The sequence below is a fragment of the Plantibacter auratus genome (assembly GCF_050587365.1).
GTDB classification, from domain to species: domain Bacteria; phylum Actinomycetota; class Actinomycetes; order Actinomycetales; family Microbacteriaceae; genus Plantibacter; species Plantibacter auratus.
On the sequence record NZ_JBOBFV010000001.1, the window covers coordinates 1427248 to 1448320 of the forward strand.

General features: G+C 62.6%; 37 protein-coding genes. 2 read left to right on the forward strand and 35 right to left on the reverse strand.

Going from position 1 to position 21073, the window contains the following annotated elements; translation table 11 throughout:
* Positions 1 to 30: 30 nt before the first annotated feature.
* The 33 genes from ACQ3HE_RS06700 to ACQ3HE_RS06860 form a co-directional block, all read right to left on the reverse strand.
* Positions 31 to 693 (reverse strand): VG15 protein, encoded by a 663-nt coding sequence (locus ACQ3HE_RS06700; RefSeq protein WP_430891794.1) that lies wholly within the window; start codon positions 691 to 693, stop codon positions 31 to 33.
* A complete protein-coding gene (locus ACQ3HE_RS06705) occupies positions 680 to 2089 on the reverse strand; it encodes a phage portal protein (RefSeq protein WP_430891796.1) in 1410 nt (469 codons plus the stop codon). The genes ACQ3HE_RS06700 and ACQ3HE_RS06705 overlap by 14 nt, the downstream gene beginning before the upstream one ends.
* Complete coding sequence (locus ACQ3HE_RS06710; protein WP_430891798.1) at positions 2086 to 3444, reverse strand: terminase large subunit domain-containing protein; 1359 nt, start codon at positions 3442 to 3444, stop codon at positions 2086 to 2088. Before ACQ3HE_RS06710 ends, ACQ3HE_RS06705 begins: the two co-directional genes overlap by 4 nt.
* A gap of 76 nt (positions 3445 to 3520) precedes the next feature.
* Positions 3521 to 3814, reverse strand: coding sequence for a hypothetical protein (locus tag ACQ3HE_RS06715; protein WP_430891800.1), 294 nt, complete (start codon positions 3812 to 3814; stop codon positions 3521 to 3523).
* Positions 3815 to 3857: 43 nt separating this feature from the next.
* Entirely contained in the window at positions 3858 to 4223 is a 366-nt protein-coding gene (locus ACQ3HE_RS06720) for an HNH endonuclease (RefSeq protein WP_430891802.1), read from the reverse strand.
* Positions 4224 to 4326: 103 nt separating this feature from the next.
* A complete protein-coding gene (locus ACQ3HE_RS06725) occupies positions 4327 to 4563 on the reverse strand; it encodes a hypothetical protein (RefSeq protein WP_430891804.1) in 237 nt (78 codons plus the stop codon).
* A 78-nt stretch (positions 4564 to 4641) separates the two neighbouring features.
* Entirely contained in the window at positions 4642 to 4833 is a 192-nt protein-coding gene (locus tag ACQ3HE_RS06730; protein WP_430891805.1) for a hypothetical protein, read from the reverse strand.
* Between the two features lie 854 nt (positions 4834 to 5687).
* Positions 5688 to 6011, reverse strand: a complete 324-nt coding sequence (locus ACQ3HE_RS06735) for a hypothetical protein (RefSeq protein WP_430891807.1) — start codon at positions 6009 to 6011, stop codon at positions 5688 to 5690.
* A gap of 3 nt (positions 6012 to 6014) precedes the next feature.
* Positions 6015 to 6713, reverse strand: coding sequence for a DUF7341 domain-containing protein (locus tag ACQ3HE_RS06740; RefSeq protein ID WP_430891809.1), 699 nt, complete (start codon positions 6711 to 6713; stop codon positions 6015 to 6017).
* A complete protein-coding gene (locus ACQ3HE_RS06745; protein ID WP_430891811.1) occupies positions 6710 to 6946 on the reverse strand; it encodes a hypothetical protein in 237 nt (78 codons plus the stop codon). The genes ACQ3HE_RS06740 and ACQ3HE_RS06745 overlap by 4 nt, the downstream gene beginning before the upstream one ends.
* Complete coding sequence (locus ACQ3HE_RS06750; RefSeq protein WP_430891813.1) at positions 6939 to 7130, reverse strand: hypothetical protein; 192 nt, start codon at positions 7128 to 7130, stop codon at positions 6939 to 6941. Before ACQ3HE_RS06750 ends, ACQ3HE_RS06745 begins: the two co-directional genes overlap by 8 nt.
* A gap of 120 nt (positions 7131 to 7250) precedes the next feature.
* The gene (locus tag ACQ3HE_RS06755) at positions 7251 to 7487 is read right to left on the reverse strand and encodes a hypothetical protein (RefSeq protein WP_430891815.1); all 237 of its coding nucleotides are present in this window, start codon (positions 7485 to 7487) and stop codon (positions 7251 to 7253) included.
* A complete protein-coding gene (locus tag ACQ3HE_RS06760; protein ID WP_430891816.1) occupies positions 7484 to 8104 on the reverse strand; it encodes a hypothetical protein in 621 nt (206 codons plus the stop codon). Before ACQ3HE_RS06760 ends, ACQ3HE_RS06755 begins: the two co-directional genes overlap by 4 nt.
* Before the next feature lie 100 nt (positions 8105 to 8204).
* Positions 8205 to 8516, reverse strand: a complete 312-nt coding sequence (locus ACQ3HE_RS06765) for a hypothetical protein (RefSeq protein ID WP_430891818.1) — start codon at positions 8514 to 8516, stop codon at positions 8205 to 8207.
* A gap of 287 nt (positions 8517 to 8803) precedes the next feature.
* Positions 8804 to 9295 carry a single-stranded DNA-binding protein gene (locus ACQ3HE_RS06770; protein ID WP_430891820.1) on the reverse strand — a complete coding sequence of 164 codons (492 nt, stop codon included), beginning with the start codon at positions 9293 to 9295 and terminating at the stop codon, positions 8804 to 8806.
* A complete protein-coding gene (locus tag ACQ3HE_RS06775; RefSeq protein ID WP_430891822.1) occupies positions 9292 to 9558 on the reverse strand; it encodes a hypothetical protein in 267 nt (88 codons plus the stop codon). Before ACQ3HE_RS06775 ends, ACQ3HE_RS06770 begins: the two co-directional genes overlap by 4 nt.
* Positions 9558 to 10427 carry a hypothetical protein gene (locus ACQ3HE_RS06780; RefSeq protein WP_430891824.1) on the reverse strand — a complete coding sequence of 290 codons (870 nt, stop codon included), beginning with the start codon at positions 10425 to 10427 and terminating at the stop codon, positions 9558 to 9560. Before ACQ3HE_RS06780 ends, ACQ3HE_RS06775 begins: the two co-directional genes overlap by 1 nt.
* On the reverse strand, positions 10405 to 10752 hold the full coding sequence (locus ACQ3HE_RS06785; protein ID WP_430891826.1) for an HNH endonuclease: 348 nt from the start codon (positions 10750 to 10752) through the stop codon (positions 10405 to 10407). Before ACQ3HE_RS06785 ends, ACQ3HE_RS06780 begins: the two co-directional genes overlap by 23 nt.
* On the reverse strand, positions 10682 to 10981 hold the full coding sequence (locus ACQ3HE_RS06790) for a hypothetical protein (protein WP_430891926.1): 300 nt from the start codon (positions 10979 to 10981) through the stop codon (positions 10682 to 10684). Before ACQ3HE_RS06790 ends, ACQ3HE_RS06785 begins: the two co-directional genes overlap by 71 nt.
* A 618-nt stretch (positions 10982 to 11599) precedes the next feature.
* On the reverse strand, positions 11600 to 11830 hold the full coding sequence (locus tag ACQ3HE_RS06795; protein ID WP_430891828.1) for a WhiB family transcriptional regulator: 231 nt from the start codon (positions 11828 to 11830) through the stop codon (positions 11600 to 11602).
* Positions 11827 to 12447, reverse strand: coding sequence for a DNA cytosine methyltransferase (locus ACQ3HE_RS06800; RefSeq protein ID WP_430891830.1), 621 nt, complete (start codon positions 12445 to 12447; stop codon positions 11827 to 11829). Before ACQ3HE_RS06800 ends, ACQ3HE_RS06795 begins: the two co-directional genes overlap by 4 nt.
* A 17-nt stretch (positions 12448 to 12464) precedes the next feature.
* Complete coding sequence (locus ACQ3HE_RS06805) at positions 12465 to 12830, reverse strand: RusA family crossover junction endodeoxyribonuclease (protein WP_430891832.1); 366 nt, start codon at positions 12828 to 12830, stop codon at positions 12465 to 12467.
* The gene (locus ACQ3HE_RS06810; RefSeq protein WP_430891834.1) at positions 12823 to 13602 is read right to left on the reverse strand and encodes a hypothetical protein; all 780 of its coding nucleotides are present in this window, start codon (positions 13600 to 13602) and stop codon (positions 12823 to 12825) included. The genes ACQ3HE_RS06805 and ACQ3HE_RS06810 overlap by 8 nt, the downstream gene beginning before the upstream one ends.
* Positions 13599 to 14495 carry a PD-(D/E)XK nuclease-like domain-containing protein gene (locus ACQ3HE_RS06815; RefSeq protein ID WP_430891836.1) on the reverse strand — a complete coding sequence of 299 codons (897 nt, stop codon included), beginning with the start codon at positions 14493 to 14495 and terminating at the stop codon, positions 13599 to 13601. Before ACQ3HE_RS06815 ends, ACQ3HE_RS06810 begins: the two co-directional genes overlap by 4 nt.
* Positions 14488 to 14664 carry a hypothetical protein gene (locus ACQ3HE_RS06820; protein WP_430891837.1) on the reverse strand — a complete coding sequence of 59 codons (177 nt, stop codon included), beginning with the start codon at positions 14662 to 14664 and terminating at the stop codon, positions 14488 to 14490. Before ACQ3HE_RS06820 ends, ACQ3HE_RS06815 begins: the two co-directional genes overlap by 8 nt.
* Positions 14661 to 14828: a hypothetical protein gene (locus tag ACQ3HE_RS06825; protein WP_430891839.1), complete on the reverse strand. Its 168-nt coding sequence runs from the start codon at positions 14826 to 14828 to the stop codon at positions 14661 to 14663. Before ACQ3HE_RS06825 ends, ACQ3HE_RS06820 begins: the two co-directional genes overlap by 4 nt.
* A complete protein-coding gene (locus ACQ3HE_RS06830; protein WP_430891841.1) occupies positions 14825 to 15022 on the reverse strand; it encodes a hypothetical protein in 198 nt (65 codons plus the stop codon). Before ACQ3HE_RS06830 ends, ACQ3HE_RS06825 begins: the two co-directional genes overlap by 4 nt.
* A gap of 172 nt (positions 15023 to 15194) precedes the next feature.
* Positions 15195 to 15533: a hypothetical protein gene (locus ACQ3HE_RS06835; protein WP_430891842.1), complete on the reverse strand. Its 339-nt coding sequence runs from the start codon at positions 15531 to 15533 to the stop codon at positions 15195 to 15197.
* Positions 15530 to 15772, reverse strand: a complete 243-nt coding sequence (locus ACQ3HE_RS06840) for a hypothetical protein (protein ID WP_430891844.1) — start codon at positions 15770 to 15772, stop codon at positions 15530 to 15532. Before ACQ3HE_RS06840 ends, ACQ3HE_RS06835 begins: the two co-directional genes overlap by 4 nt.
* Positions 15773 to 15848: 76 nt before the next feature.
* Entirely contained in the window at positions 15849 to 16001 is a 153-nt protein-coding gene (locus ACQ3HE_RS06845; RefSeq protein ID WP_430891846.1) for a hypothetical protein, read from the reverse strand.
* Positions 16002 to 17298: 1297 nt separating this feature from the next.
* Positions 17299 to 18099, reverse strand: a complete 801-nt coding sequence (locus tag ACQ3HE_RS06850) for a phage antirepressor KilAC domain-containing protein (protein WP_430891848.1) — start codon at positions 18097 to 18099, stop codon at positions 17299 to 17301.
* Positions 18096 to 18299 (reverse strand): hypothetical protein, encoded by a 204-nt coding sequence (locus tag ACQ3HE_RS06855; protein WP_430891850.1) that lies wholly within the window; start codon positions 18297 to 18299, stop codon positions 18096 to 18098. Before ACQ3HE_RS06855 ends, ACQ3HE_RS06850 begins: the two co-directional genes overlap by 4 nt.
* Positions 18299 to 18520 carry a hypothetical protein gene (locus ACQ3HE_RS06860; RefSeq protein ID WP_430891852.1) on the reverse strand — a complete coding sequence of 74 codons (222 nt, stop codon included), beginning with the start codon at positions 18518 to 18520 and terminating at the stop codon, positions 18299 to 18301. The genes ACQ3HE_RS06855 and ACQ3HE_RS06860 overlap by 1 nt, the downstream gene beginning before the upstream one ends.
* A gap of 93 nt (positions 18521 to 18613) precedes the next feature.
* On the opposite strand from ACQ3HE_RS06860, the gene ACQ3HE_RS06865 reads away from it, so the two are divergent.
* Positions 18614 to 19003, forward strand: coding sequence for a helix-turn-helix domain-containing protein (locus tag ACQ3HE_RS06865; RefSeq protein ID WP_430891854.1), 390 nt, complete (start codon positions 18614 to 18616; stop codon positions 19001 to 19003).
* The gene (locus ACQ3HE_RS06870) at positions 18951 to 19367 is read left to right on the forward strand and encodes an ImmA/IrrE family metallo-endopeptidase (RefSeq protein ID WP_430891856.1); all 417 of its coding nucleotides are present in this window, start codon (positions 18951 to 18953) and stop codon (positions 19365 to 19367) included. Before ACQ3HE_RS06865 ends, ACQ3HE_RS06870 begins: the two co-directional genes overlap by 53 nt.
* Here the strand turns inward: ACQ3HE_RS06870 and ACQ3HE_RS06875 are convergent.
* Together ACQ3HE_RS06875 and ACQ3HE_RS06880 are read right to left on the reverse strand one after the other, a co-directional pair.
* On the reverse strand, positions 19324 to 20505 hold the full coding sequence (locus ACQ3HE_RS06875) for a tyrosine-type recombinase/integrase (protein WP_430891858.1): 1182 nt from the start codon (positions 20503 to 20505) through the stop codon (positions 19324 to 19326). The genes ACQ3HE_RS06870 and ACQ3HE_RS06875 overlap by 44 nt on opposite strands.
* Positions 20506 to 20641: 136 nt before the next feature.
* On the reverse strand, positions 20642 to 20806 hold the full coding sequence (locus ACQ3HE_RS06880) for a hypothetical protein (RefSeq protein WP_430891860.1): 165 nt from the start codon (positions 20804 to 20806) through the stop codon (positions 20642 to 20644).
* Positions 20807 to 21073 lie beyond the last annotated feature (267 nt).

Consider the following 21073-nt stretch of genomic DNA (forward strand, 5'->3'; position numbering starts at 1 on the left):
AGCAGCCATCGCAGCTGTGGAAGATGTGGGCTAGGAGTAGAACTCCTCGAGGTACTGGCGCAGCTCAGCGCGCTGCTCCGGTGACCGTGAACGGCGCGAAGCACGGTACTGAAGCACCGAAGCCTCAACACCCGTGTCATTCGTCGTGAAGACCGGCTGGGCGACGCAATGGCAGTTGGCATGAGACGCGAACCGCGCCGTATCCGACTTGTAGACAGCGCCGCGATCAGCGAGCATCCTGCAGAAGGGACAGCCGCCGGCCGTCACTCGGCGCCAACCCACGGCGTCGGGGTCATTGGACCGGTTCGTGGTGATCGTGTCCCGATACGGCCTAGCCGTCTCGAGCTGGACCACTTCGGCAAGTCGGGCATCAACCGAATCACCCGAATCGTCGAACCACGGCGACGCAGCCCAAGCGATCGAACGGCGGATCTCCACCGTCCGGTCCTCGACCACCGCCTCAGCAGCGAAACGCGACCGGACCTCGGCGAGCTCGCGCTCCTCCTCGTAAAAGTCCGCGGCCAACGCCGCCGAACCCTCTGAGTAGTACCCAATCAGCTCAGGGACGCCATCAAGCAACGCCAGCCGGCGCACCTCAGGCGACCCCACAACACGGTTCGCGAGATCCGTCGCATACGCGACAGCCTCAGCAGTAACCAGTTGCAGAGCCGCACGAGACTCACGCGCCGACATTCGGCGTCACCGGGACAGCAGACTGCAGAGCCGCCAGCACAGCACGCCCCGAAGCCTTCCGTTTCTCAGCCATCGCCCGACGAATCTGCTGATCGTCCAAACCCAGCAGCTCGAGACCAACCTCAGTCTCAGCAAGCCACGGAACAGCGCCGATCTGCTTCGCACCCGCGTCCGCAGCAGCCGCACGCGAAAGGTACAACGGGGAACGCCACTTCGTGTCGATCGACGCCCACTCAATTGGGACACTCGACTCGCCATTCTGGATCGCCAACGCTCGAGCAACCGAACGACGGATCGTCACCGACCAGTCATCCGTGGCACCCTCAGCCTCAGCAATCAGGTTGTCGCGGCCGGCGATGTACGAACCCTCACTCGTCGGATTCGCCATGTCCGTCAACGCGAAGTCGGCATCCGGCAGATCCGTCTCCCGCGCCGACAGTTTCGCCAACGCGTTCAGATCAGACAGGTGCGAATCCGGTGACGTCGCATCAATCTGCTTGATGTCCGCCCTCTGGTTCGCCTGCTCACTGTCCAAGTTGTCTGGAAGACCGAACGTGCGAGCCAAAGCAATCTGCCATGCCGCCTTCGCGGACCCATCAGGGTTCTTGAAGATCGACTCATCAGCACCCAACAGGATCAACTTCGGGATGGTGTAGATGTCCATGTGCGCCTCGAGACGCACCAGAGCGCGCAGAGCGGCATCCTGGTAGCCCATCAGTGGGCGGGTAATGCGCGACTTCCCCAAACGGCGGGACGAACGCGGCTGATAGACCAGCGGGTCCGCCGGCACGCCGAAACTGTGCTCCCTGCGATCCACAGACCAGGCGGTGCCCGACTTGGCCGCGCTGATCGTCAGTTTGTTCAAGTACAGGATGAAACCGGTGATGTTGTCCTCATCACGGGCCGTCACCGACAGCAGATTGTCAAGCGACCGGGTGCGGTTGTTCCAATCACCAGTCGCGTTCAGGCCATCCTTCGCGTGGATGAGCGCCCTCGGCTCGCCGGCCGACTCGTCACCCTGCGTGGTGATCAGGTACGAGACACCATGGATGAGCGAATCCTTCAGGCCAGCAGCAACCTCCGAGTAGAAGAAGTTACCGTCAGCAAGCTCACGCATCCCCAACGAACCAATGTCACCATCAGTCCACACCATCTGATCCAGGTGGCAACGACGAGCAAGCCCATCAACACCCTTCGCAGCCCACCCAAGAGCAAGCCCCAGCCTCGCGTACTGCGGCGGGATGATCGTCCCAACCTGCTTGATCGCACGCTTCCCGTCGTAATACGACGACCGCAACAGGTTCCGTGGCGCCTTTGCGTTCAACTCATCAACCAGATGATTCAGGATCCGCAGCTCGTCATCAGACAGGCCAGGAACGCTCAGCTTCTCAGTCAAAGCATTACCGCCGTCCTCGAAGTAGTGCGCCGCGTAGGACGCTTCACGTTGTCGTTCTGAGCACCCCAAAGGGCAAGAGTTTCCGCGACGATCGGGCTGATGTTCGACATGCCGTCCTTACGGTTCCACGCCCACGAACCAGCAAGCGGCCGCTTCGTCGCAACCGACAACGCCACATTCACCTGCGGCTGATCCGTGTGGAACACCGAACCGTCCAGGATGCCGTCGTAGTACTTCGAACAGGCGATAGCCATGTCCTTGCCCTCTCTTGCAGCCAACGTCACTAGGACGTCAGTGCCGATCAGGTAGTGGCGTCCGCGACGCTCCTCGACAAGCCCTGAGAGCTCGTCAACAACGACCGCATGAAGTCGGTTCTTCGACGCTCGTTCAACGACGTAGGGGATTGCCCAGTCGACACCCTTGCGCTCCTCGTACAGCTCCACATGCCAACGTCCATCAGCCCTTACGCCGGCAAGTGCAACGGCCGCGTAGGCGCGATCCGGCGGGACCTCGATCGACAAACTCAGCCGATCAATAGCCATCGACGACGCATCCGCAGCGTTCGACCACGACACCTCATCGATGACCTGTGCGGAACTGACCGCATCCCAGATGCCCAGAGCCTCACGCTTGAACGAATCCTCGTTCGTGAGGTTCTCCCGCATCCGCTCCATCGACTCAACCGGAGTGCGGTGAGGGAACGACGGGTTCGCCTTCGCCCACTGCTTCCGATCATCAGGGTCAGCATCAGGATCCGCCGACATTTCGACGTAGACCATGTTCTGCGCTTTGCCATCCAACGCCTTCGCACGACGGTTCGAGAACTCCTCGCCAGGATCAGACGGACGCGGCGGGGTACCCATGAAGAACAACAGGGCGCCGGCCTCCTGGCGGGACTGGTTCGTCGCCGCCACCATGTCCTCGAGTGCCTTCTCCGTGAGAATCTGCGCCTCGTCGAACACCTCAATGTCAACCTCATCGAAACCACGACCGAAGCCCTGCTCACGAGCACCGAACATGATCACAGAACCGTTACGGAACCGAATCTCCTGCTCACCGTTCGTGTTGCGCGGCTCGAGCATGAACGGCTTGATCTTCCGCTTCGACGTCATGCCCTTCAACGACGAGAACGTCTTCGTAGCCGTCTTCGTACGGTGCGCAGACCACAGAACCGTCATCCCCGGGAACAGGACGCACAAAGCAATCACGATCATGCCGACGAAGAACGTCTTGCCTACCTGCCGGGGAATGCTCAGAACGACACCGCCGACAGTCGCTGCGTACTTGCCGTCCTTACGCTTCCCCAAAGCGACCGTGCCCAAACCGTGCTGCCACGAATCGAACTCAACGCCCATCTTCGAGCACTGGTCCACAATCCGCGGCCAAGAAGTCGTCACAATCCCATCAGGCATCACAACATGCCGAGCAACCTCAGATAGCTTGAGCGTCGAAGGCGCTGTCGGTGACTTCGCTACCATTCTTCGACTCCTCGACACGCTGACGCTTCAACGATTCGATCTCCTTCGAGATCTCCATCTGCCGGCGCGTCAACGAAGCAAGATCACGAGCAGGAGTCGACTCGTCCTGAACAGCACGACCAATCCGACGATGCGTGGCCTCGAGCTCAGCCATCCGATCGCCAGCCTCAATCGCCTCAAGCACCGTCATAATCGGCTTCTGTGGGGCAGTCTCTCCCTCGGAGACAGCACGCAACTTCGCAGCCATTTCGCCTCCATTTGGGTGGAAAAAGTGCGGGGAGAGATTGCGTCTATCCCCGGAGGTCCAGCAGGACGCGGTGATGGGGGTGGCCCCCCTGGGGTCTGGCCTGCCTTGAGGTGACCTCTGATGCATGCCTGACTGACCTTGTGTGCCTGCCTGCGGGCCGTGGCTGTGTCAGCCGAGGGAACCGGACGTGCGGACGATCGGGGCCACGAGACGGGCGCGCTTGGTGCTGTTGCAACCTCGGATGTCGATGCGCTGCCCTTACGTTGGACAACGCATCCTCACCGCCCTTGGCTAGTGGGATGACGTGGTCGATGACGAAGGAGTCCGGGTGCGGGCTGGCCAGTGTGTAGTCGATGGGCTTGCCGCAGATGTGGCAGGCGGGGCGTGCGGCTTTGATGGTTGCTCGCATGCGTGCTTGGTGTGTGGTGTTGCGTGGTCTACCCACGTCGCTACCTCCCCGTGTTGCCGGGCGTGCCCTGCCGGTGTGGGCGCCAACTGCCAAGCCGGGGTGGTCAGGCGGGGGTGCCTTCGGCCGGCGCCCATCCTTCGGTCATCCCGGCCAGGTTGCTGACTGCCGTGTCTTGGTCTGAGCCAATGATCCCCATGCGCTCGAGCAGATGGCGTGTCTCGGCTTCTTGTGCCGGTGCCATGCTTCGGAAAGGGATGTAGCATCCGCTCTGGTCACCGATCGTCCAGGCTTGCGGTTCGACGTATCCGCCGTTGGCGTGGTCTTCTTGTTCAGCGTTCATCGCTGGGTTCCTCGGGTGGGATTTGGTGGGCGTACAGGGGTTCACCGTTGATGGTCCAGGTGACAGGCTCGAGCGCGGTCATCGCTTGACCTCGATGATCAGGTGGTCGCAGTCGCAGCAGATGGTTGTTCCGTCTACGTAGGTGCGTGTGCTCTCGTGCTTGCAACGCCGCACCTGGCGCTTGTAGGTGACGCGCCCGATGATGCGACCACCGGCGACGAGTAGTGCGATGCCGACGATCATCATGATTACTGCGATCTCACCGGTCATCGGTGTCTCTCCCGTCGAGACTGTGGTGCCATACGTTCCACCTGAGTTCCCCGCTGGTCATGTCGCTGCGGTGTGTTGGTCCGCAGATGCAGTGTTCGTCGGGTTGGTGGTCGATGAGGTCACCGTTGGGGATGCGGTGGGTGTCTTTGGGGTGGGTGACCGTTGACCAGGTGTCAACCATGCCGTCACCATTGCCCGGCGAGGGGGAAGTCTAAGCTCACGTGTTCGTGGTCATGTCCCACTGGCTGAGTACACGTGACCACGAGCCAGTGGACAGGGTGAGGTGCGCCGCATTCGTCCATGTCCATGTCCATGGCAGCCTCCAACGTTCTGTGGTGGGCAGTGACGACGCGTGTGTGTGGCTCTACGGCCTGTGCGTGTATGCCCACCGTGGCCCCGCCGTGAAGGATCGAACTTCACTGAGTCAACGCAGGCACTGTGCACCGGGCCTGCTGTCTGAACCATCCGCGGGATGCCGCACGGGGCGATATCCGACGCCGTGCCGTCTGACAGACCGCCCGGGCATGACTCCGGGTTGCTGTCACCACTCTTAGCCGTTGCTAGCGGGGTGGGGAGGTGTGTCGCGTTCCTGTCTTCGAGCGTGTTGGCTGTCACTGCGTACCTGTACCCTCGTCCGGGCTTGCCGAGACTGTGTGTCTTCGGGCTGCCGGGGGTGCTACTGGTCGCTTCTCGCATGGTGGGTGACGCTGAGACTGGAACGCGAGCCTGTTAACGCAAGAAGGCCCAGCATCCGAAGATGCTGGGCCTCTCTGTGCGAAGTAGTCAGCCGGTTCTGGGCAGAGCTCTACCGGCTTGGTCACAAGTATGGCATGAGACCCTGGGGTTAACAAGCACTAGGTCGTGGGCGTGTCGAGCGAGATGTATGGCCCGCGGATCTCCTCGCTCTGCACGGCAGTCATGGGCGGTCCGTACGGGGTTGGTGGCTCAAGTCGACCTAGGTCGCGGTGTGCCCCGAGGACGGTCCCGGCGATAGTGGTCGAAACGTAGTAACCGATCTCTTTGTCGCCGAAGTTACGCGGGCCGTCACCCTCGTAGTGCATTCCCCCTGGTGTGCGCCAGGTGTACACCCAGCGTTCCTCGATCGTCTGTTCGACCCAGTCGAACTCGGGGTGGAAGGCGGGGTGAGGCTCCGTGGCCCTGCGCATGTCTTTGACCATGGTCTAACTCTCTCGTATCGTGTCGAGTTCTGGCAACGGTTTCGCACCCAACAGTGGCGCGAGGACGTCGATAAATGACCCCGGCCACCATGTTGCCCCACACGCTGAGCAGCGCGCCTCATCGACGGTGGTGTTGTCGGCTTTGTAGTGGATGTTGAACGCCGCGACGTGGATGTCTTCGCCGTCCTTCTTGCGGGCGAGGTAGCGGACACCACAGTCGGGACACGGTGCGGCGATCTCCTTGACCCGTGGTGGGGTGAAGTACTCCTCCACCCGTTGCACCCATCTGGCGACCAGCGAGAACGCCGTGTGTTCCTCGTACTGCGAGAACACCTTCCCGTTGACATCAGTGGTTCTGGATGTGACGACGACACGCTTGTCCTCCAACACGAGCTGATACCAGTCGTGGATGTTCACCTCAGGCCGGACAAGACGTGACGGCTTGAGGTTCACCGCAGCCAAAGCTTCGGCTGCTTGACGGTCGATGTCGTCGTACAGGTCCTGTGCGGTCGTCTCCATGGGTGGTTTCGACCCGAACGAGGATCCGCCGGCGCCGCCGGTGATGCCTGTGAGAATGGCCCCCCGCAACTGGTGCAGGAGGCCATCGGATTCGGGGTATTCGGTGCCATCGTCCCTCTCGACGGTCACCCTGTGTGTTTCGGTCAGCCGGTTCACCAGCGACCCGAACGATTCCTCAGTCATGCTTCGTCCCATCCGTCAGTTGTGTCGGCCCGAAAGCGGCCGTCTCCGAGGACGCCGTACTGGCCGTTCTGGTTGCGGATCGTTTCCCCGTCAACGGGCTCGGGGTGCCCGGCGCGTCGATGCTCGAGCAGGTCTTCACGTGCCTTGCGGACGGTCACTCGCGGCTGACCGACGAGCTCCATGCACTGCTCGCACCATGCGTGTCGCGCTGCAAACTTGAGAGTCTCAGTCATCGGTTGCTCCTTCGATGGACGCTTTCAGAACCGCCTCGATCTGGCCGGCGAAGTGTGCGTTCCAGCCAGGCACGCATTCGGGCTTGCCGAGCAGCGCGTCCTGAACGCACTGCAACTGCTCGCGCGACAACGTCACAGTGACCGGGTGGTCAAACAGCGGAAACCAGATGTTGTGCTCGCTCATTGCGTCTCCTCCTGTTTCGTTTCTTGCGGGTACCCGTGCTCCTGCAAATCAGCGAGAAGACGAGGTTGGGAGTCGGCCATCTCGAACGCTTGACCGATTGATGCCCACGGGGTCGGGAAGTCAGCCACGGTTGTCCCCTTCCGTCGCGGCGGGACGGTGGTTCTCGCAGAAGCGGATGCCACCCGGCGTGCTGACCATCACATGAGCTTGCCCACAGACATCACAGCCCTTGCGGGGCTGAACCGATTCGATGGCCGCGATGATGATCGACGTGATAGTTGTGCGCTCATCGAATGCCTGACGCCGGAGCGTTTCATGCAGATCATCGCTCAGCCGCAGCGTCATCGCTTTGCTCACTTCGTGCCTCCTTCCGAGGGGTGGCGACGGTAAGGGTTCACGGGCCCGGGCCGCATCCCGCGACCGTCGAGCGGTTTCAAAAATGATCCATACGCGGCCTCCTTGCCTTCGTCCCATGCCTCCGCTTTCGCGGCTTCGAGAGACACAGGAGCAGCAGCGGACTCGGGATCACGGAGGAAAGCAGCGAATGCGTCGATGATCGCCTGCCGCGTTCCGAGTCCCCGACCGCTAAATCGGTGCTTGATGACTTCGAACATGCCCTCCTCGAACGCGTGAGCCTCGGCGGCGGAAGCTCGCATGGCGGCGACGCCTCGCTGATAGCCTTCCTCGGATGCCTGCGCCTTGGCGGCTTCGAGTGACGGATCGGCAGCAGCTTCCTTCCAGTACATCTCCGCGACACAGTCGCCGCTTGGGAGGTCCGGTGCCGAGTGCTCAAACGCACCTCTGCCACACTTGATGCAGGCCCACGTTCCCGGCACCGTGTCTCGTCGTGTCAGTTCGGCCTCAGCAGCCTCCAACGCGGCAACGAGGCGGTCGATCAGGTCTCGGGAACCAGGAGCTCGGAACAATGCCGGGAAGTGCTCTCGCGCCTCGGCGATCAGTTTCGTGTTGTCCATCAGAATCCTTTCTTGGTGATCCACCGGGTGAAGTAGACGAGAGCAGCAGCAACCGCAAGATTGGATGCGGCAGCGATGGTGCGGATGATGCGATCCGAGGTCATGTCGTCTTCCTGCCTAGGCGCTCCATGGCGGCGTAGGAGCGGACCGTTCGGGCGGCGTCTTGAACACCGCGGCCGTAAGCCCGCTTCCGATTGAGCCTCTTCTCCCGCATGCCAGCGAGGTGCAGCCGTTGCGCCGCTGATTCGAGTGCCTTCGCCGCGACCTTGGCGTCGTGCCGCGCCAACCACTCGGACTTCAGAATCGCCTCAGCCTGTGGCTCCCAGAAGTCGTAGCGCTCTTCTGGATCGGTGACCCCGCCCTCCGGGTCGTTCTCGTCCAGGATGTGGATGAGTCGCTCACGGTCGCTCATGTTGTTCTCCTTCCGGGGCATTCAGGGTTCCTGACGCCTGTTCCGTTGTTGCAGATACCGCACCGGTGTTCGGTCTCTTCGTGTTCCTGGGGGTTCGGGCTGATCGGGGCGAGACTGTAGGCAGCCCGAACCGACTGACCCGTCACGAGGACACCTGCCCTCGGTCGGCTGGCGTCTGGCAGCACGGGCCTATGAGGGCAGTCCGCTGGGATGGTGCCGACGAGTCGCCGTCCCACTCGACACCGACGAACGGGCCGGACGAGAACCGCCCACAGGAGTCGCAGCGGCTAGAACGGTGTTGAGGCATCGCTGGCACCTCCCGACCACGGCTCGCCCTGCGGTGCACTCTGCGCCCACGGTTCACCCTGCTGTGGCTGGCCCTGTGCGCCCCGTGGAGACGAGTTCCCGCCAGACTGGGGTGCACGTGTCACCTGGACGGTCGCGTACCGCAGATCGGGGCCGATCGAATCCACCTCGAGCTCGATCGACCTGCGCTTCTCGCCTTCCTTCGTCTCATAAGCCCGCTGACCCAGACGCCCCTGCGCGATCACCCGTGTGCCCTTCGTCAACGAACCCGCGATGTGCTCAGCGAACTCACGCCAAGCCGAACACCGGAGGAACAGCGCCTCGCCGTCCTTCCACTCATTCGATGCCTTGTCGAACGTCCGCGGGGTCGAAGCGATCGTGAAGTTCACAACCCCCAACCCGTTCTGCGTGAACCGAAGCTCCGGATCCGACGTCAAATTGCCTACGACGGTGATGATGGTCTCGTTGCTCATGCTGCTCTCCTGTATCGCTTGTTCGCTGGAAGTCCCAGCTGTCGTCGTACAGCCGCCACCGAAGCCGGTGCGACCTTCATCTCTCCCGCAATGTCCGCGTCACACTTGCCCTGCTCCCACAGGGCACGCACCTTCTGCGGTGTCGTCATGGTCGGCTCGTACGAGGCTGCCGCCACGGTGAGGAACTGCTCGAGCGTCAGACCAGACGCCTCAGCCCGGTCCTCGAGCGCCCACCACACCTTCGGGTCGATGTCCACCTTCATCAGAAGATCGCCTCCCCTCGTTCTCGTTTCGCGTCCTCATCGCAACGGACGCAAGGGTTCATCCAGTCGCCGGCCGGATAGCCGGGATGGTGCTTGCACTCCTTCACGCCAGAAGTCCCGATGTGCGTCACCGTCGCTCGAGGCTGCTCAGGAGTGTGAGCGACCTGCTCGTCCTCCCACCGTCTGTCACGCAACCAACCCGCCGGCATCTTCAGGTGCGACTTTTCCTGACCGATGTTCAGCAGCTTGTACGTGCGCACACCGTTGATCAGTGTCGTAAGGTCCGTGGACTTGATCGCAGCCTTGAACGCCTTGAACGCATCCGGCTTCGCCTGCTTCCTCGGATACTCGGCCCACCAGTACTCAAATTCCTCGGTGTACACGTGCACCTTGGGTGCACTAGTACTTACTTGGGATGGGACTGGGATGGGATGGGATGGGGCAGACCGAACTTCTTCCGAACTTCGGGCGAACTTCGCCGTTTGTTCAGGCGAACGTTCGGGGTCTGTTCGGTCGTTGTTCGCCCGAACACCCTTCTTCGCGGCACGGACCTTCTTCATCCGCTCCTGCGCCGCCGAACGCTCAGCCTCAACCACTTCCTTCAACGGCTGATACGCAGACCAGTCCTTGAAAGCGAAGTCGTAGTCGGGGTCGTCGGGTGTCTCAACCCACAGGCGAGCCTCGACCAGATCACCGATCAACCGGCCGTCACCACCAAGCCGCTGCACTGTCTTCGATGTGATCCGCCCATCGGTCAGGTACTTCGCGCACCATGACCCTGCGAGCGTCCAGAGGCCGACAGATGCCAGCTCGAGCTCGACGACCTTCGGGTGGCCGTGGAACCCGTCATCTACCTTGAACCACGGCATCCGTGTCACCTCCCTGGGCCTCGATGCGTCTGTACCCCTTCCTGCGGTTGCAGGTGCGGCACGCGAGGACGATGTTGTCCGGCTCGCTAGTGCCGCCGTGGAACTCCGCTAGAACGTGGTCGAGCTCGAGGTACTGGAAATGCACCCATGCGCTGGCGTGTCCGTTGGAGCGTAGGAACCATTTGATGGTGCCGGGGGCGCCGCAGTAGACGCACGTCGCTGGACCGGATTCGCCCGGCTCGACTCCGTACCGTTTAGCGATCGCGATCCGCGTTCTGGACGGGATCTGCATCTTCCGGTAGCCGGTCTTGGGATTGCTCGCCATGTCTCCTCCTCTCGATAGTCGTTTCGTGGTCGTCTCCGAGCTCGATCTCACATCGGCCGCAGACGAACAGGCATTCGTTCATCGGGTCGCGCAACGGGATGTACATCAGGACGCCGCAGCGTGCACACAATGTGTGGTCTCGCGTCATTGGCGGGTACAGCTCCGGGTTGCAGAAGTAGCAGCCGTGCTCGCCGACGATGAGGCTGCGGTCTTCTTCCCACACACTCATCTGCTGAGCACTCCTTTCACGTAGTTCCCGCCAGCCGCGTCGATCAACTCGAGCGCCAAAGCAGTGTTGATTGGTTGCAGGCCACCGTCCATGTCAGGTAACGCCCACACGTTCGTGTTGCGGTTCCAGAACGGGACCTGATGGGACTGGATCGAGCCACGGTTTCTTCGAAGCTTCCAACCTGACTGCAGGGCGAGTCCTTGCATGTCAGCTTCCGCAGCCTGGTTGCAGAGCAGGCAGAGAGTGACACCGTCAGCGGTCGTCAGAGGCCTCGCTTTCCTGCCCCTGCCCCCATGACCCGACGACTCCCTGTGCTGCCAGGAGAGCGGCTCCTGCGCACCGCACGCCACACACGTGAACCGGTCACGGATGTACGTCGCCGTCCGCACCTTCTGCGACGGGGCGGTCACGATCCGAGTCCTCGGAATGCTTCGTCCCAGGCCGTACGGGTCCTCTGCCACCGATTCCGGTTGCTGTTCAACCACGGCGTGATGGCTTCCAACGTGAAGAACGCCGGCCCATTCTCGACAAGGTGGCACCAGTACGAGCAGAACCGTGTAGAAGCCGCTGGGGACTTCTTCTGATCGAACCTGGTTGAGCACGTCTCGCAGATTTCGATCATGCACTCAGCCCCTTCAGCTTGTGTCTCTGCCGCGGTGACAGCCCTCCGTAGATGCCGTACTGCTCGTTCGTGTCCAACGCCCACTGCAGACAACGATCAGCGACGTCACACTCCCGGCAGATGAGGCGGGCTTGAGCGGATGAACCGCCATGGTCGATCACGAACAGGTCGGGGTCGGTCTGCGCGCACAACGCTTCGTCGCGCCACTCCTCGGAGTCGTAACTCATGCCGCCACCGCCTCGAGTAGTTGCGCGCCGATGTGCTGTGTGTACGCGGGCGGGATCGCCTCCGAGAGCTCCCGCAGCTGCATCCAGTCGATACCCATGGCCTGCTGCTGCACCTCGAGCGGGATCCGCCACACCCCAACCTCGACCGTCGAGCGAAGGTTTGTCCGGTTCGTTGCCGGCGCGAACCGTGGCGTCTGCCATGAGTGATCGCACGCCGGCGCTACGAGTTCGACGTTGCTCTCGAACATGCGGTGCCGGCGGACGTCGAGGTGGAAGCTCGAGCCACAGAACTGCACGGTCGACTCGAGCGGCGAGCCGGGTACGTTCTCGATGACGTAGGGCTTGCCGCTGAGCTTCAACAGCTCGCGGGTCGCCGGAATCAGGTTGAGGTAGCTGTCGCCCACGCCGGCGCCACGGCGACGGTAGGCAGTGAAGCGCTGGCAGGGAGGGCTCGCGTGGATCACGTCGAACTCGTGCCCGTGCTCGAGCAGATAGGCCAACGCATCACCCTGGTGGAACTCGAACGGGTAGCGCGGCTGCGGGTCGATGTCGACGCCAACAACGTCGAAGCCGGCCCTGTGATAGCCAGAGCCGGCTCCTCCTGCACCCGAGAACAAGTCGAGTAGTCGTGGTCTCATGCGAGCTCCTTGATGGTGAGGTTGAAGTGGGGCACGTCGTCTCGTTTGCGGACGTGGCGGATGGTGGGCATGATCTTGACCATGTAGGCGGGGGTGTCGTCTGGCACTACTTCGGCGTCCACGATCCCGTCGCAGATCGCTTTCAACGTGGGCACGACGTTGTCCGTATCTCGCCGGTGGTTCGTGTTGACGACCCACTCCAACGACACCTCGATACGGTCCATGTCCGGCACCTTCCGAACGAGCACCTTCGTCAGACCCCGCACTTCACGGGTGATCTTGGCCTTGTGCGCCCAGTGGAGGCGTTGGTTCGAGGTGAGTGGTGGTGACGTCCACGGGATGCGGAACGTGAACTCACGCATCCTGTCCGCCAACCGTCACTGCCTGCTCGGGGAAGAACTCGCTGGCTGGGATGCCGTCCTGGGTGATGGATGAGTACGCCTTCGTGAGCTCTGCGATGTCTCGCGGCCCCCACTGCCCGACCGGTTTGCCGAGCTTGTCGGTGAGTTGCTTCTCGGTGACCTTCAGGCTGGCGAACACGTCGAGTGCGTCGGTGCGCCGCTGCTCGATCGGTTTCCCGTCGCCGCGTTCGATGGTCTGCTTGAGGATCGTTTCGGCGTCTGCGAGGAACCATCCGGGGAGGATGGAGAACACGCACTCGCGGACTGCGCGGGCGGCTACGTTCTGGTTGTTGAGGTAGATGTCGTTCAGGTCCGTGAGCGCTTTGCGGCCGGCCTTCGTGGACTTGGCGTGAGGGACGATGAACGAGCGAGTGGAGCGGACGTTGGTCTCCACATCCCACGCCCATGCCTGCATTTCGGATTCCCCGCGGGCGTCGTCACGGTTGAGCTCACGAACCCCGTAGTCGACGTTCCCGAAGATGCGGGACAGTTCACGTGCGATGTGCACGGACAGCCCTGAGCCACGGTTGGGGACTGAGTAGAAGGCCCGGTTGGCGATGGCGAGCCGTCCGCAGAGTTCGCGCATCTGGTCGACGGCACGGTTAGTGTCGCGGGGGAACTGTCTTGCAACCCCGACCGCTGCGGCGACTTCCGCGATCGCTCGGGACTGTTCGACCATGGCACCTTGTGATGCTGGTGCGGCGAGGTTGTTGGGGAGGGCGATCTCGTTCATGACGGGTATCTCTCTTCGTGCTGGTAGACGGCCCAAACGGGTGGGCTGAGGAGGTTGACCTCTTCGGGGAATCCCGGCCAGACGCCGGACTCGGTGCATTGCGCGAACGTCTCGAGCGCTCGTTGGACCTTCGTCTTCCCCATTTCGCGGAACACGATGTCGAGCTGATGGACATTCACGAGGTGTGGTGCGTCGACCTCGACAACCACGAAGACGAACGGAATCTCAGCGCCGACCGCGGACTGCAAGACGCGGTCGTAAAACGTGTCCTGCACGTCGTAGCCGAGATTCAGGACGGTCTTCGTGAACTCCTCAGCGGAGGCAGACTTCGCGGTGGTCTTCAGATCCCAAGCGATCGGCTGTGGGCCGTCGAGGTCAGGGAGGAAGTCATACCTGCAGCGGGCTTGTACGCCTGTATGAGCGTCTGTGGCGAACACTGACGCCTCCTGCATGCCCGGCTGCTCTGCGAGCTTCCTGGCGATGGAGTGCGCGAGGACTGCTTCGGCCATTGCGTCGACTTCTCGCATCTGTGCCGGCGCGAGTGGCGTCAACCCGAGGCCCCGTTGTTCTTCAGCCCATTCGACGGTGGCGGCTTTCGTTGACACGTTCCCGGATGGGGTGAGGTGTTCGTCCGGGTAGGCGATTGCACCAGCCCCGGTTCCGAGGACTTTCGTGTGGACGGCGGTACCAAGGTCGAATGCTGCACGTCCTGCCCGTGGGTGGGTGCGTTCGTACTGGAACTTGGCTGGGGATTCGAGGAGCCGTCTGGCGCCGGTCGAGGAGAGCGCAGAGTGTGCGTGGTAGTCGGCTTCGGGCATGTCGTGGACGATCCCGTTGCGTTTTCCCATTGCTGCCCGGATGGTGGCGGGGTCCGACTGCAAACGCTCAGACATCAGCGCGTTCCTCCTCCTCCGCGACAATGCGGGCGGCGAGTTTGATCATGGTGTCCGTCGCGCCCCCTGCCGTGACCTTGGATGGCGCGTGTGCCATGCGCAGCGGGATGTGGGTGCCGGGCCATTCGGCGCGGAGGCGTGACTCGACCCGCTCGGAGAGGTTGCTCATGAGTGGTTCTTCCGTTTCTGGGAGGTGATGATGAGGTGGCCGGTCAGTAGGAATGCGACCGCGATGCCGTAGTTCAGGGGTGCCGGGACGACCAACGCGAGGATGATCGCGAGGACCCCGGCGGCGAGGAGGGCGAGGACCGTGCCGCCCGTGAGCGTGGTCACGAGAGGAGTCCTACCCGCGTGTCGAACCACCAGCCGAAGACGATGACAACACAGCAGAGAATCAGCGTGAGGATGAGCCACCCGAGGCCGAACGCGAAGCTGTTCAGACGGTCAGCTACCCGGACGCCGATCGGGAGCGAGATGCAGCAGATGCCGATGACGGTGAGCATCACGAGGACGAAGACGACGTTCATGACTCGTCCTCCGTGCGCACGTCCTCGGAGCACCCAGGGCACTTCCACGCGTACACACCCAGGGTCGGGTCGTAGTCCGTGTCCACACGACCCGACCAACCACACCCGTCCTCCTCGTCGTGGAACATCCACATGAGACGAGCGGTCACGTGCTGACCTGATGATCTGACCATCAGGCACCCCCGAGGATCGCGTCAGCGAGAGCGAGCTCGTCCGAGATCGGGATGCCAGACCCGCGCGGCATGTGCACCCTCCGGTACTTGGCAGTCCGCAGGATCGCGAGCTGGGCGTCGATCGTCCGATGCAGGGTGATGATCGAGTCGACTAACGCCCGTTTCGGCTGCTCATCGTCGTCGAACTTGACCGCGTACTCCCGGCACTCGGGGACGAAAATCCCCACCAGGTCACGGCTGAACGGCGCGTTCGTGTCGATTTCCCACGTGCCCGGCGTCACCGCCTTGACGGCTTCGAGCTTGGTGATCGCGGCTTCGAGCCGCTCCAACGCGTTCACTTCGCACCCCCGGTGTACACGTACAGGCCCTCGTTCGGCTCACCCGGCAGGTACGTCTCCAACGCCACGATGTGCCGACGCTCCTCGATCAGCAGGTCCACCGCAGCACGACGATCCCGTATCGCCTCCTCAGCGGTCGCCTGGCTGCCCTTCGCGGACCACACCGCCACCAGGGCCACAGACACGGCGACGAGGAGCATGACCGACAGGGCGACAATCGCCACGATCTGCGGGGTCATCGTGCACCGCCGTTCGCGGCATGCGCAGACGCCGGCACCGGGGCAGGGAACTCGCGCGGCTCTTCGTTCTCGTTCATCAGTCGATCTCCAGTGCGTAGTAGTTGTCCAGATCCATCTGCCGCATTAGGCCCATCAGGACTCTGTCGCGACCACGCTCGGTCAATTGGCTCGTGTCGATCACTTCCACGACCTCATCGGTCTTGAAGCTCTTCACGTGGATTTCACTCATTGCTGTCTCCGTTGTTCTCGTTGTGCCTCGAACCGGTCGAGGGCTTCCAATTCGTGTTCACGGCGAACCACCGCAGCCATGTGCAGGTCGGTGGGCGTGGTTGTTGGTGTGTCGTCGGGTGGGAGCAGATGACCCACGTCATGCCAGATGGGCTCGCGGGCGGTCACGACTGGGCCTCGCGCGGGGCCGTGTTGTGCGGCCACCCGTATTGGCGGCGGTCGCGTTCTCCCTCGCACCAGCACCCGTCACATGAGTGCGGGCCAGACGGGTGGTGGTAGCCGTGCGGACACTGCCGCACGTTGTCTGGCTCCTTCACCTGTGCGAGGAGCCGAGCCAGATAGTTCTTGCGAGCCATGACGTCTCCTTTCTCTGTGTTTGTTGTGTCAGCGCCCCCGGCAGTGCTCGAAACTGCTCGGATCCCAGAAACGACTCGGGGGCGGTGGGTGCTACGTGTAACGAAGGCGACCAATGAAAGTCAGATGCGCCGTGTGAAATGAAGCGTCCTGGCATCGGCCTGAGCACTTACGGGTGGACATCTTCACGAATAGCCGCCGGAATACGTTCTTCATGTGTGTTTCCTCTCTCTGTTGGTGAGTGCCAGCCGGGGACTCGAACACCCGGTGTATGCCGTCCTGGCTGACTGGCCCGTTCCTGCACACGTTCGGATGCCTCTACATTCCGTGTGCGTGTAGCGGTCGCGTCCACCAGACGGTGATGAGGAAACGCGACCCCCGTAGCTACCAGCCGAAAACTTGTGTTGCACCGGCCCGCGAGCTGCTAGTCGCATGTCCGGCAGACGGTTTACAGTTCCGTCCCCCACCGTTTGCTACGACGGCGGGTGCCCCTTCTCTTTTCATCGGGGCTTCACTGTGGAGTTATCAAGGTGCATCCGGGTACGCCGGATAGTGGTGAGGTGCCGATCTGCGAGCGCACACCCCACCTGAGGAGGGAAAGGACTAGGTCAGTAGTCCCGGAAGAACAGCCAGAGGACGAAACATCCGCCAGCAATCCACGCGATCATTACCAGCGCATCAGGCCAGCTCACGACTTCCGCTCCGGCTTGGCTCGGGCCAGGTGATCGCCAGAAATGGGCCAAGGCATGTTGTGCCGGTCAAGGGTGAGCAACGCCTGGACCGAGAGCGAGTCAGCTACTGCGCGCCTCGTACGAATTACGGCGAGCTTGGCGTGGTACTCGCTCATCCCGTCACCACGCAGACGACGACCACCAGGAACAGCAACGGCACGTACGTGATCAGGTACAACACCGTGTTATCCAACTGACGGGCACGACGCGGGGTCATGCGGACACCGCCTGCTGCTGGCCGAAACGCAACCGGATCGCCGGCATCGCAGCCGCGTGAACGTACAGCGTCTGCTTCACCTGACCGTTGTGGTGACGGGGCGCGTTGTGCTGCGGCTTGAGAGAGAACTTGTCCGCGTGGTCAGCACGTGCACGCCACTCGAACTCTTCAACCTGCTTGCCCCTCGAAGCCGACCAACGCCGGCCGATGAGCACCCGGTACACCCAGTTCGCCACGAGAAGCTTCTGACGCAACTCCGGCTCCGACATCCCGCACTGCTGAGCGGCCACCCGGAACAGGATCACGTCGTCCGGCGAAACGAACTCATCCACGTACGCGACCTTCGGCGCGTCCTCAGCAACCTTCGCCTCGAGCTGCTTCACCCGGTTCGCCGTGATCTGCAGTGCGCGGGCCACGATCTCGTCATCCGAGATGGTGGCGGCGAGTTCCTGCTTGCGGGTCTGGATCGCGAAATACTGCTGGGCCGCGGCGATCTCAGGCTTCCGCGCGTCCGCGTTCTGGAAGAGGATGTAGCACCCGTAGCGGGTGAGCTGAACATCCTCGACCTCACGGCGGGCGCCGGACCCGATCTGGACCATCTTGGCGGTGCCGACAAAATGGTCAGCGGCGTCGAGGCCGGACGAGTTCACGGACTCGATCGCTCGGTTGATGGCATCGGAGAACTTGCGCCACTCGACGTAGCCAGCGAATGGCATGAGGTCACGAGCGGACCAGACCTCGCCATCGGTGAGCGTGACGACCTTCAACAGGTCGAGCTCGGCGCTGTAGTCGCTCATGCTGCACGCTCAGGCTTCTCGTTGGGGAGCGACTGCAGCCATCTCCTGGCTTCCTCGACGGGGATCAGAGGCTTGCTGCCGAAGTACGACGGCACCAGTTCTGAACGCTTGATCGCCTTCTGGATCGAATCGACGGACAGGTCCGTGGCCACGGCCAGGTTCTGCACGGAGTAGCTGAGCTTGTCGAGCTGCGCTTCCATCACGCGGCCTCCTTCATGAATCGGGTTACGGGGATACGCAGAAAGCCGCCGACATGCACCAGTTCTTCGGGCTGGAATTCGACGCGCCCGTTGAGGCGGTCTTCCAGTTCGAGAGTGGTGATGTCGGCGGCTTGTGCGACGTTGTGGACGTCCGAGCCTGCCTCGCGGATTGCGAGGTTGACTCTTCTTGCGATGTCGGAGTTGATCCGGTTCCTGTCCATATCGATAGGTTATGGCACGTTGACGACAGGTGTCAACCGTTAGAGCGGGTTTTCGTCCAGAATCGACGGGAAATCTGCCGTAACGTATGGGGTATGGCAGAGAACGTAAGCGCGGTCAGTCGCGCAATTTCCGACGAGCTCACAGGCGCGTACACGAAGCGACGCCTGACACAGGAAGCGATTGCTCGGGAGACGGACATGCCGTTGGTGACTGTGCAGAAGAAGCTCCGCGGTCGCGCACCGATCAGCGCCACAGACCTGGTGATCCTTGCCCAGGCGATCGGCGTCGACCCTGCCAAGGTGCTCGCTGACGCGATGACCGAACTCGAACAGTCCGGCTTGGCGTCGGAGGGTGTCGCTAGCATCGCCGCACAACGACGCAAGAAGACGCCGGCAACGATGACCGACGACGAACTGGAGGGGGAACGCAATGCCGCGAACACCGACCCAGAGATGGGTGGAGACGAGCCTGACGCTCCCTAGGGGGCACGCTTACGACCCGTGGGAGCACGCCGAGCGCCTGGGGATTGAGGTGGTGGTGAGACGGTTGCGGACAGCGAACGGGCTGTACTTCCCGGAGTACGGGCAGATCCTCATCAGCGACCGTCTCCGTGTGGGGCGCCAACGGTTGGTTCTAGCGCACGAGGTGGGGCATGCAGCGTTGCTGCACCACGACGACCGGCCCAAACACGAACGACAGGCCGACCAGTTCGCGGCGCAGAATCTGATCTGCCCGGATGAACTGGCCGGCCTGTATGAGTGGTGCACTGACGAGAGCAAGATCGTCGCTGAGTTGGGTGTGACTACTGCTCTATTTCGAGCGTACGTTCTGGGTCAGGCTGCGTGAACAGGGCCGAGAACTGGACCATGGCCCCGGTGAGGCGTTCCCGGTTTCGGAGGGACTTGTAGCCCTGGGTGGTGGCCCGGTCTGAATGTCCGACGATTTCCTGGATCAAATCCTCTGGCACCCCGGCTGCGTAGAGCAGGTCGACGGCTGTGTGGCGTCCGTCGTGCAGTCGCGCGTTCTTGGTGATGCCCGCCGCGAGGAGCGTCTTCCGCCAGTCTTTCGTGTCGACGTCCGGCCCGATGGGTCGCCCGTTCTTCGTGAACACGAGCCCCCACTGGTTCTCCGGTGATCGGGCAATGTGTTGCTCGAGGATCGTCTTGAGTGGGTCGATGAGTGGGATGATCCGCCACGACTTCGACGACTTCGGTCGGGTGAGGTACAGGCCACCGGTGAGGTGGCGGTACTCGTAGTCGGCGGGCACGTTGGGTTTGCCGTCCACGTCGGTCTTGGGAAGCCGTAGGAGCTGCCAGGAGAGGTCGAGAACATCGGTCACCCTGTCCCGTTCCAACCCGAGCACTTCGCCCCGCCTAGCGGCCGTCAGGAGCGTTGTGGCCCAGCGTGCGCCCATCTCCTCGTCGTGGGCGACGTGCGCGAGGAACTGGATCGCTTCCTGCAGGTCCAACGGTTCGAGCTGCACGGTCGCTTTCCTGGGTGCGTTGACCAGTTTCGCCGGGTTGCGTCCGATGCGTCCTTCGCGGACGGCTATCTTGAACGACACCGACATGGTTCGATGAGCGAGCAACGCCGTGGTCGAGGACAGTCCTTTCGCGAGGATGCCGTCGTGCACGCGGCGGATGTGTGCAGCAGTGAGCTTGTCCAGCTTCACCTTCCCGATCGCCGGCACGATGTGGTTCTCCACGGTGCGCCGGTAGCCGTCAAACGTGTTCGGGCGGACTTCCTTCGCCACCTGCCTGAGCCAGTAGCTGAACCACTGCTCCACCGTCTGACTTGCGGTCGGCAGGTCACCGAGGCGGGCAAGTTCCGTCTTCGCCTCGTTCATCGCTTTCACGAGCTCGGTCTTGCTCTTGCGTCGGATCTTCTTCCGGCGCCGCACACCGTTCAACGGGGGCAGCTCGATGACGCCGTTCCACAGCCCGCGGGCGTCCTTGAAGACGGACCCCTCACCCTTGCCCCTCACGTGTTCCGTCCTTCCGGTTCAGGGTGCGTCTTGAGGTGGTCTTCCCAGTGGGTGGCGACGATGACGGCCCCGCAGGTGTGGCACACGTCGAGGTTTCGCCGCTCCTGTCGGGTGAGGCGGGTGAAGTACGCGCCGATCATGACGGGAATGCCCGGTCGCTCGCGCGCTGGTACAGCTCGTCGACGATCTGGGTATACAGGCGGTCGCCCTCACTCATGTCGCTGTCGCTGCCCGTCACTCCTGCCAAGTAGCGGGCGGTACCGAACTGACTCACGGGCTTCGACAGCTCCTCGATGCTCATGCTCGTGCCTCCGAACCCATCGGTTTCGAGTTGTCCATCCAGAACGCACGCGGCTTGACGAAGCCGCACCGAGCGCACTCCATCCCTGCCGCGTGATCCTCCTTGCAGTCCTGCCAGATGCACCACTGGCACCGACGCGTGCGGGTGAATCGCTCCACGCCGAATTCCCGGCACTCCTCGTCGCTCGGGAAGTAGGTGGTCACCTCAACGCGAGACCCCACCTCGATCCGGGCCGGGTGGGCGAAGTCACCGTCGCACCACCCATCC

Excerpts from the sequence above, each read along its gene's own strand:
- ACQ3HE_RS06780 (WP_430891824.1), bottom strand. The coding sequence starts at position 10,427 with ATGCCGTGGTTCAAGGTAGATGACGGGTTCCACGGCCACCCGAAGGTC.
- ACQ3HE_RS06745 (WP_430891811.1), bottom strand. The coding sequence starts at position 6,946 with ATGACTGAGACTCTCAAGTTTGCAGCGCGACACGCATGGTGCGAGCAG.
- ACQ3HE_RS06715 (WP_430891800.1), bottom strand. The coding sequence starts at position 3,814 with ATGGCTGCGAAGTTGCGTGCTGTCTCCGAGGGAGAGACTGCCCCACAG.
- ACQ3HE_RS06770 (WP_430891820.1), bottom strand. The coding sequence starts at position 9,295 with ATGAGCAACGAGACCATCATCACCGTCGTAGGCAATTTGACGTCGGAT.
- ACQ3HE_RS06805 (WP_430891832.1), bottom strand. The coding sequence starts at position 12,830 with ATGCGTGAGTTCACGTTCCGCATCCCGTGGACGTCACCACCACTCACC.
- ACQ3HE_RS06720 (WP_430891802.1), bottom strand. The coding sequence starts at position 4,223 with ATGCGAGCAACCATCAAAGCCGCACGCCCCGCCTGCCACATCTGCGGC.
- ACQ3HE_RS06760 (WP_430891816.1), bottom strand. The coding sequence starts at position 8,104 with ATGGACAACACGAAACTGATCGCCGAGGCGCGAGAGCACTTCCCGGCA.
- ACQ3HE_RS06740 (WP_430891809.1), bottom strand. The coding sequence starts at position 6,713 with ATGACTGAGGAATCGTTCGGGTCGCTGGTGAACCGGCTGACCGAAACA.
- ACQ3HE_RS06710 (WP_430891798.1), bottom strand. The coding sequence starts at position 3,444 with ATGGGCGTTGAGTTCGATTCGTGGCAGCACGGTTTGGGCACGGTCGCT.
- ACQ3HE_RS06860 (WP_430891852.1), bottom strand. The coding sequence starts at position 18,520 with ATGGACAGGAACCGGATCAACTCCGACATCGCAAGAAGAGTCAACCTC.
- ACQ3HE_RS06855 (WP_430891850.1), bottom strand. The coding sequence starts at position 18,299 with ATGGAAGCGCAGCTCGACAAGCTCAGCTACTCCGTGCAGAACCTGGCC.
- ACQ3HE_RS06880 (WP_430891860.1), bottom strand. The coding sequence starts at position 20,806 with ATGAGCATCGAGGAGCTGTCGAAGCCCGTGAGTCAGTTCGGTACCGCC.
- ACQ3HE_RS06850 (WP_430891848.1), bottom strand. The coding sequence starts at position 18,099 with ATGAGCGACTACAGCGCCGAGCTCGACCTGTTGAAGGTCGTCACGCTC.
- ACQ3HE_RS06730 (WP_430891805.1), bottom strand. The coding sequence starts at position 4,833 with ATGACCGGTGAGATCGCAGTAATCATGATGATCGTCGGCATCGCACTA.
- ACQ3HE_RS06870 (WP_430891856.1), top strand. The coding sequence starts at position 18,951 with ATGCCGCGAACACCGACCCAGAGATGGGTGGAGACGAGCCTGACGCTC.
- ACQ3HE_RS06795 (WP_430891828.1), bottom strand. The coding sequence starts at position 11,830 with ATGAGTTACGACTCCGAGGAGTGGCGCGACGAAGCGTTGTGCGCGCAG.
- ACQ3HE_RS06735 (WP_430891807.1), bottom strand. The coding sequence starts at position 6,011 with ATGGTCAAAGACATGCGCAGGGCCACGGAGCCTCACCCCGCCTTCCAC.
- ACQ3HE_RS06750 (WP_430891813.1), bottom strand. The coding sequence starts at position 7,130 with ATGAGCGAGCACAACATCTGGTTTCCGCTGTTTGACCACCCGGTCACT.
- ACQ3HE_RS06785 (WP_430891826.1), bottom strand. The coding sequence starts at position 10,752 with ATGGCGAGCAATCCCAAGACCGGCTACCGGAAGATGCAGATCCCGTCC.
- ACQ3HE_RS06845 (WP_430891846.1), bottom strand. The coding sequence starts at position 16,001 with ATGAGTGAAATCCACGTGAAGAGCTTCAAGACCGATGAGGTCGTGGAA.
- ACQ3HE_RS06820 (WP_430891837.1), bottom strand. The coding sequence starts at position 14,664 with ATGAGCAACCTCTCCGAGCGGGTCGAGTCACGCCTCCGCGCCGAATGG.
- ACQ3HE_RS06865 (WP_430891854.1), top strand. The coding sequence starts at position 18,614 with ATGGCAGAGAACGTAAGCGCGGTCAGTCGCGCAATTTCCGACGAGCTC.
- ACQ3HE_RS06775 (WP_430891822.1), bottom strand. The coding sequence starts at position 9,558 with ATGAAGGTGGACATCGACCCGAAGGTGTGGTGGGCGCTCGAGGACCGG.
- ACQ3HE_RS06765 (WP_430891818.1), bottom strand. The coding sequence starts at position 8,516 with ATGAGCGACCGTGAGCGACTCATCCACATCCTGGACGAGAACGACCCG.
- ACQ3HE_RS06725 (WP_430891804.1), bottom strand. The coding sequence starts at position 4,563 with ATGAACGCTGAACAAGAAGACCACGCCAACGGCGGATACGTCGAACCG.
- ACQ3HE_RS06815 (WP_430891836.1), bottom strand. The coding sequence starts at position 14,495 with ATGTCTGAGCGTTTGCAGTCGGACCCCGCCACCATCCGGGCAGCAATG.
- ACQ3HE_RS06840 (WP_430891844.1), bottom strand. The coding sequence starts at position 15,772 with ATGACCCCGCAGATCGTGGCGATTGTCGCCCTGTCGGTCATGCTCCTC.
- ACQ3HE_RS06700 (WP_430891794.1), bottom strand. The coding sequence starts at position 693 with ATGTCGGCGCGTGAGTCTCGTGCGGCTCTGCAACTGGTTACTGCTGAG.
- ACQ3HE_RS06790 (WP_430891926.1), bottom strand. The coding sequence starts at position 10,981 with ATGAGTGTGTGGGAAGAAGACCGCAGCCTCATCGTCGGCGAGCACGGC.
- ACQ3HE_RS06810 (WP_430891834.1), bottom strand. The coding sequence starts at position 13,602 with ATGAACGAGATCGCCCTCCCCAACAACCTCGCCGCACCAGCATCACAA.
- ACQ3HE_RS06830 (WP_430891841.1), bottom strand. The coding sequence starts at position 15,022 with ATGAACGTCGTCTTCGTCCTCGTGATGCTCACCGTCATCGGCATCTGC.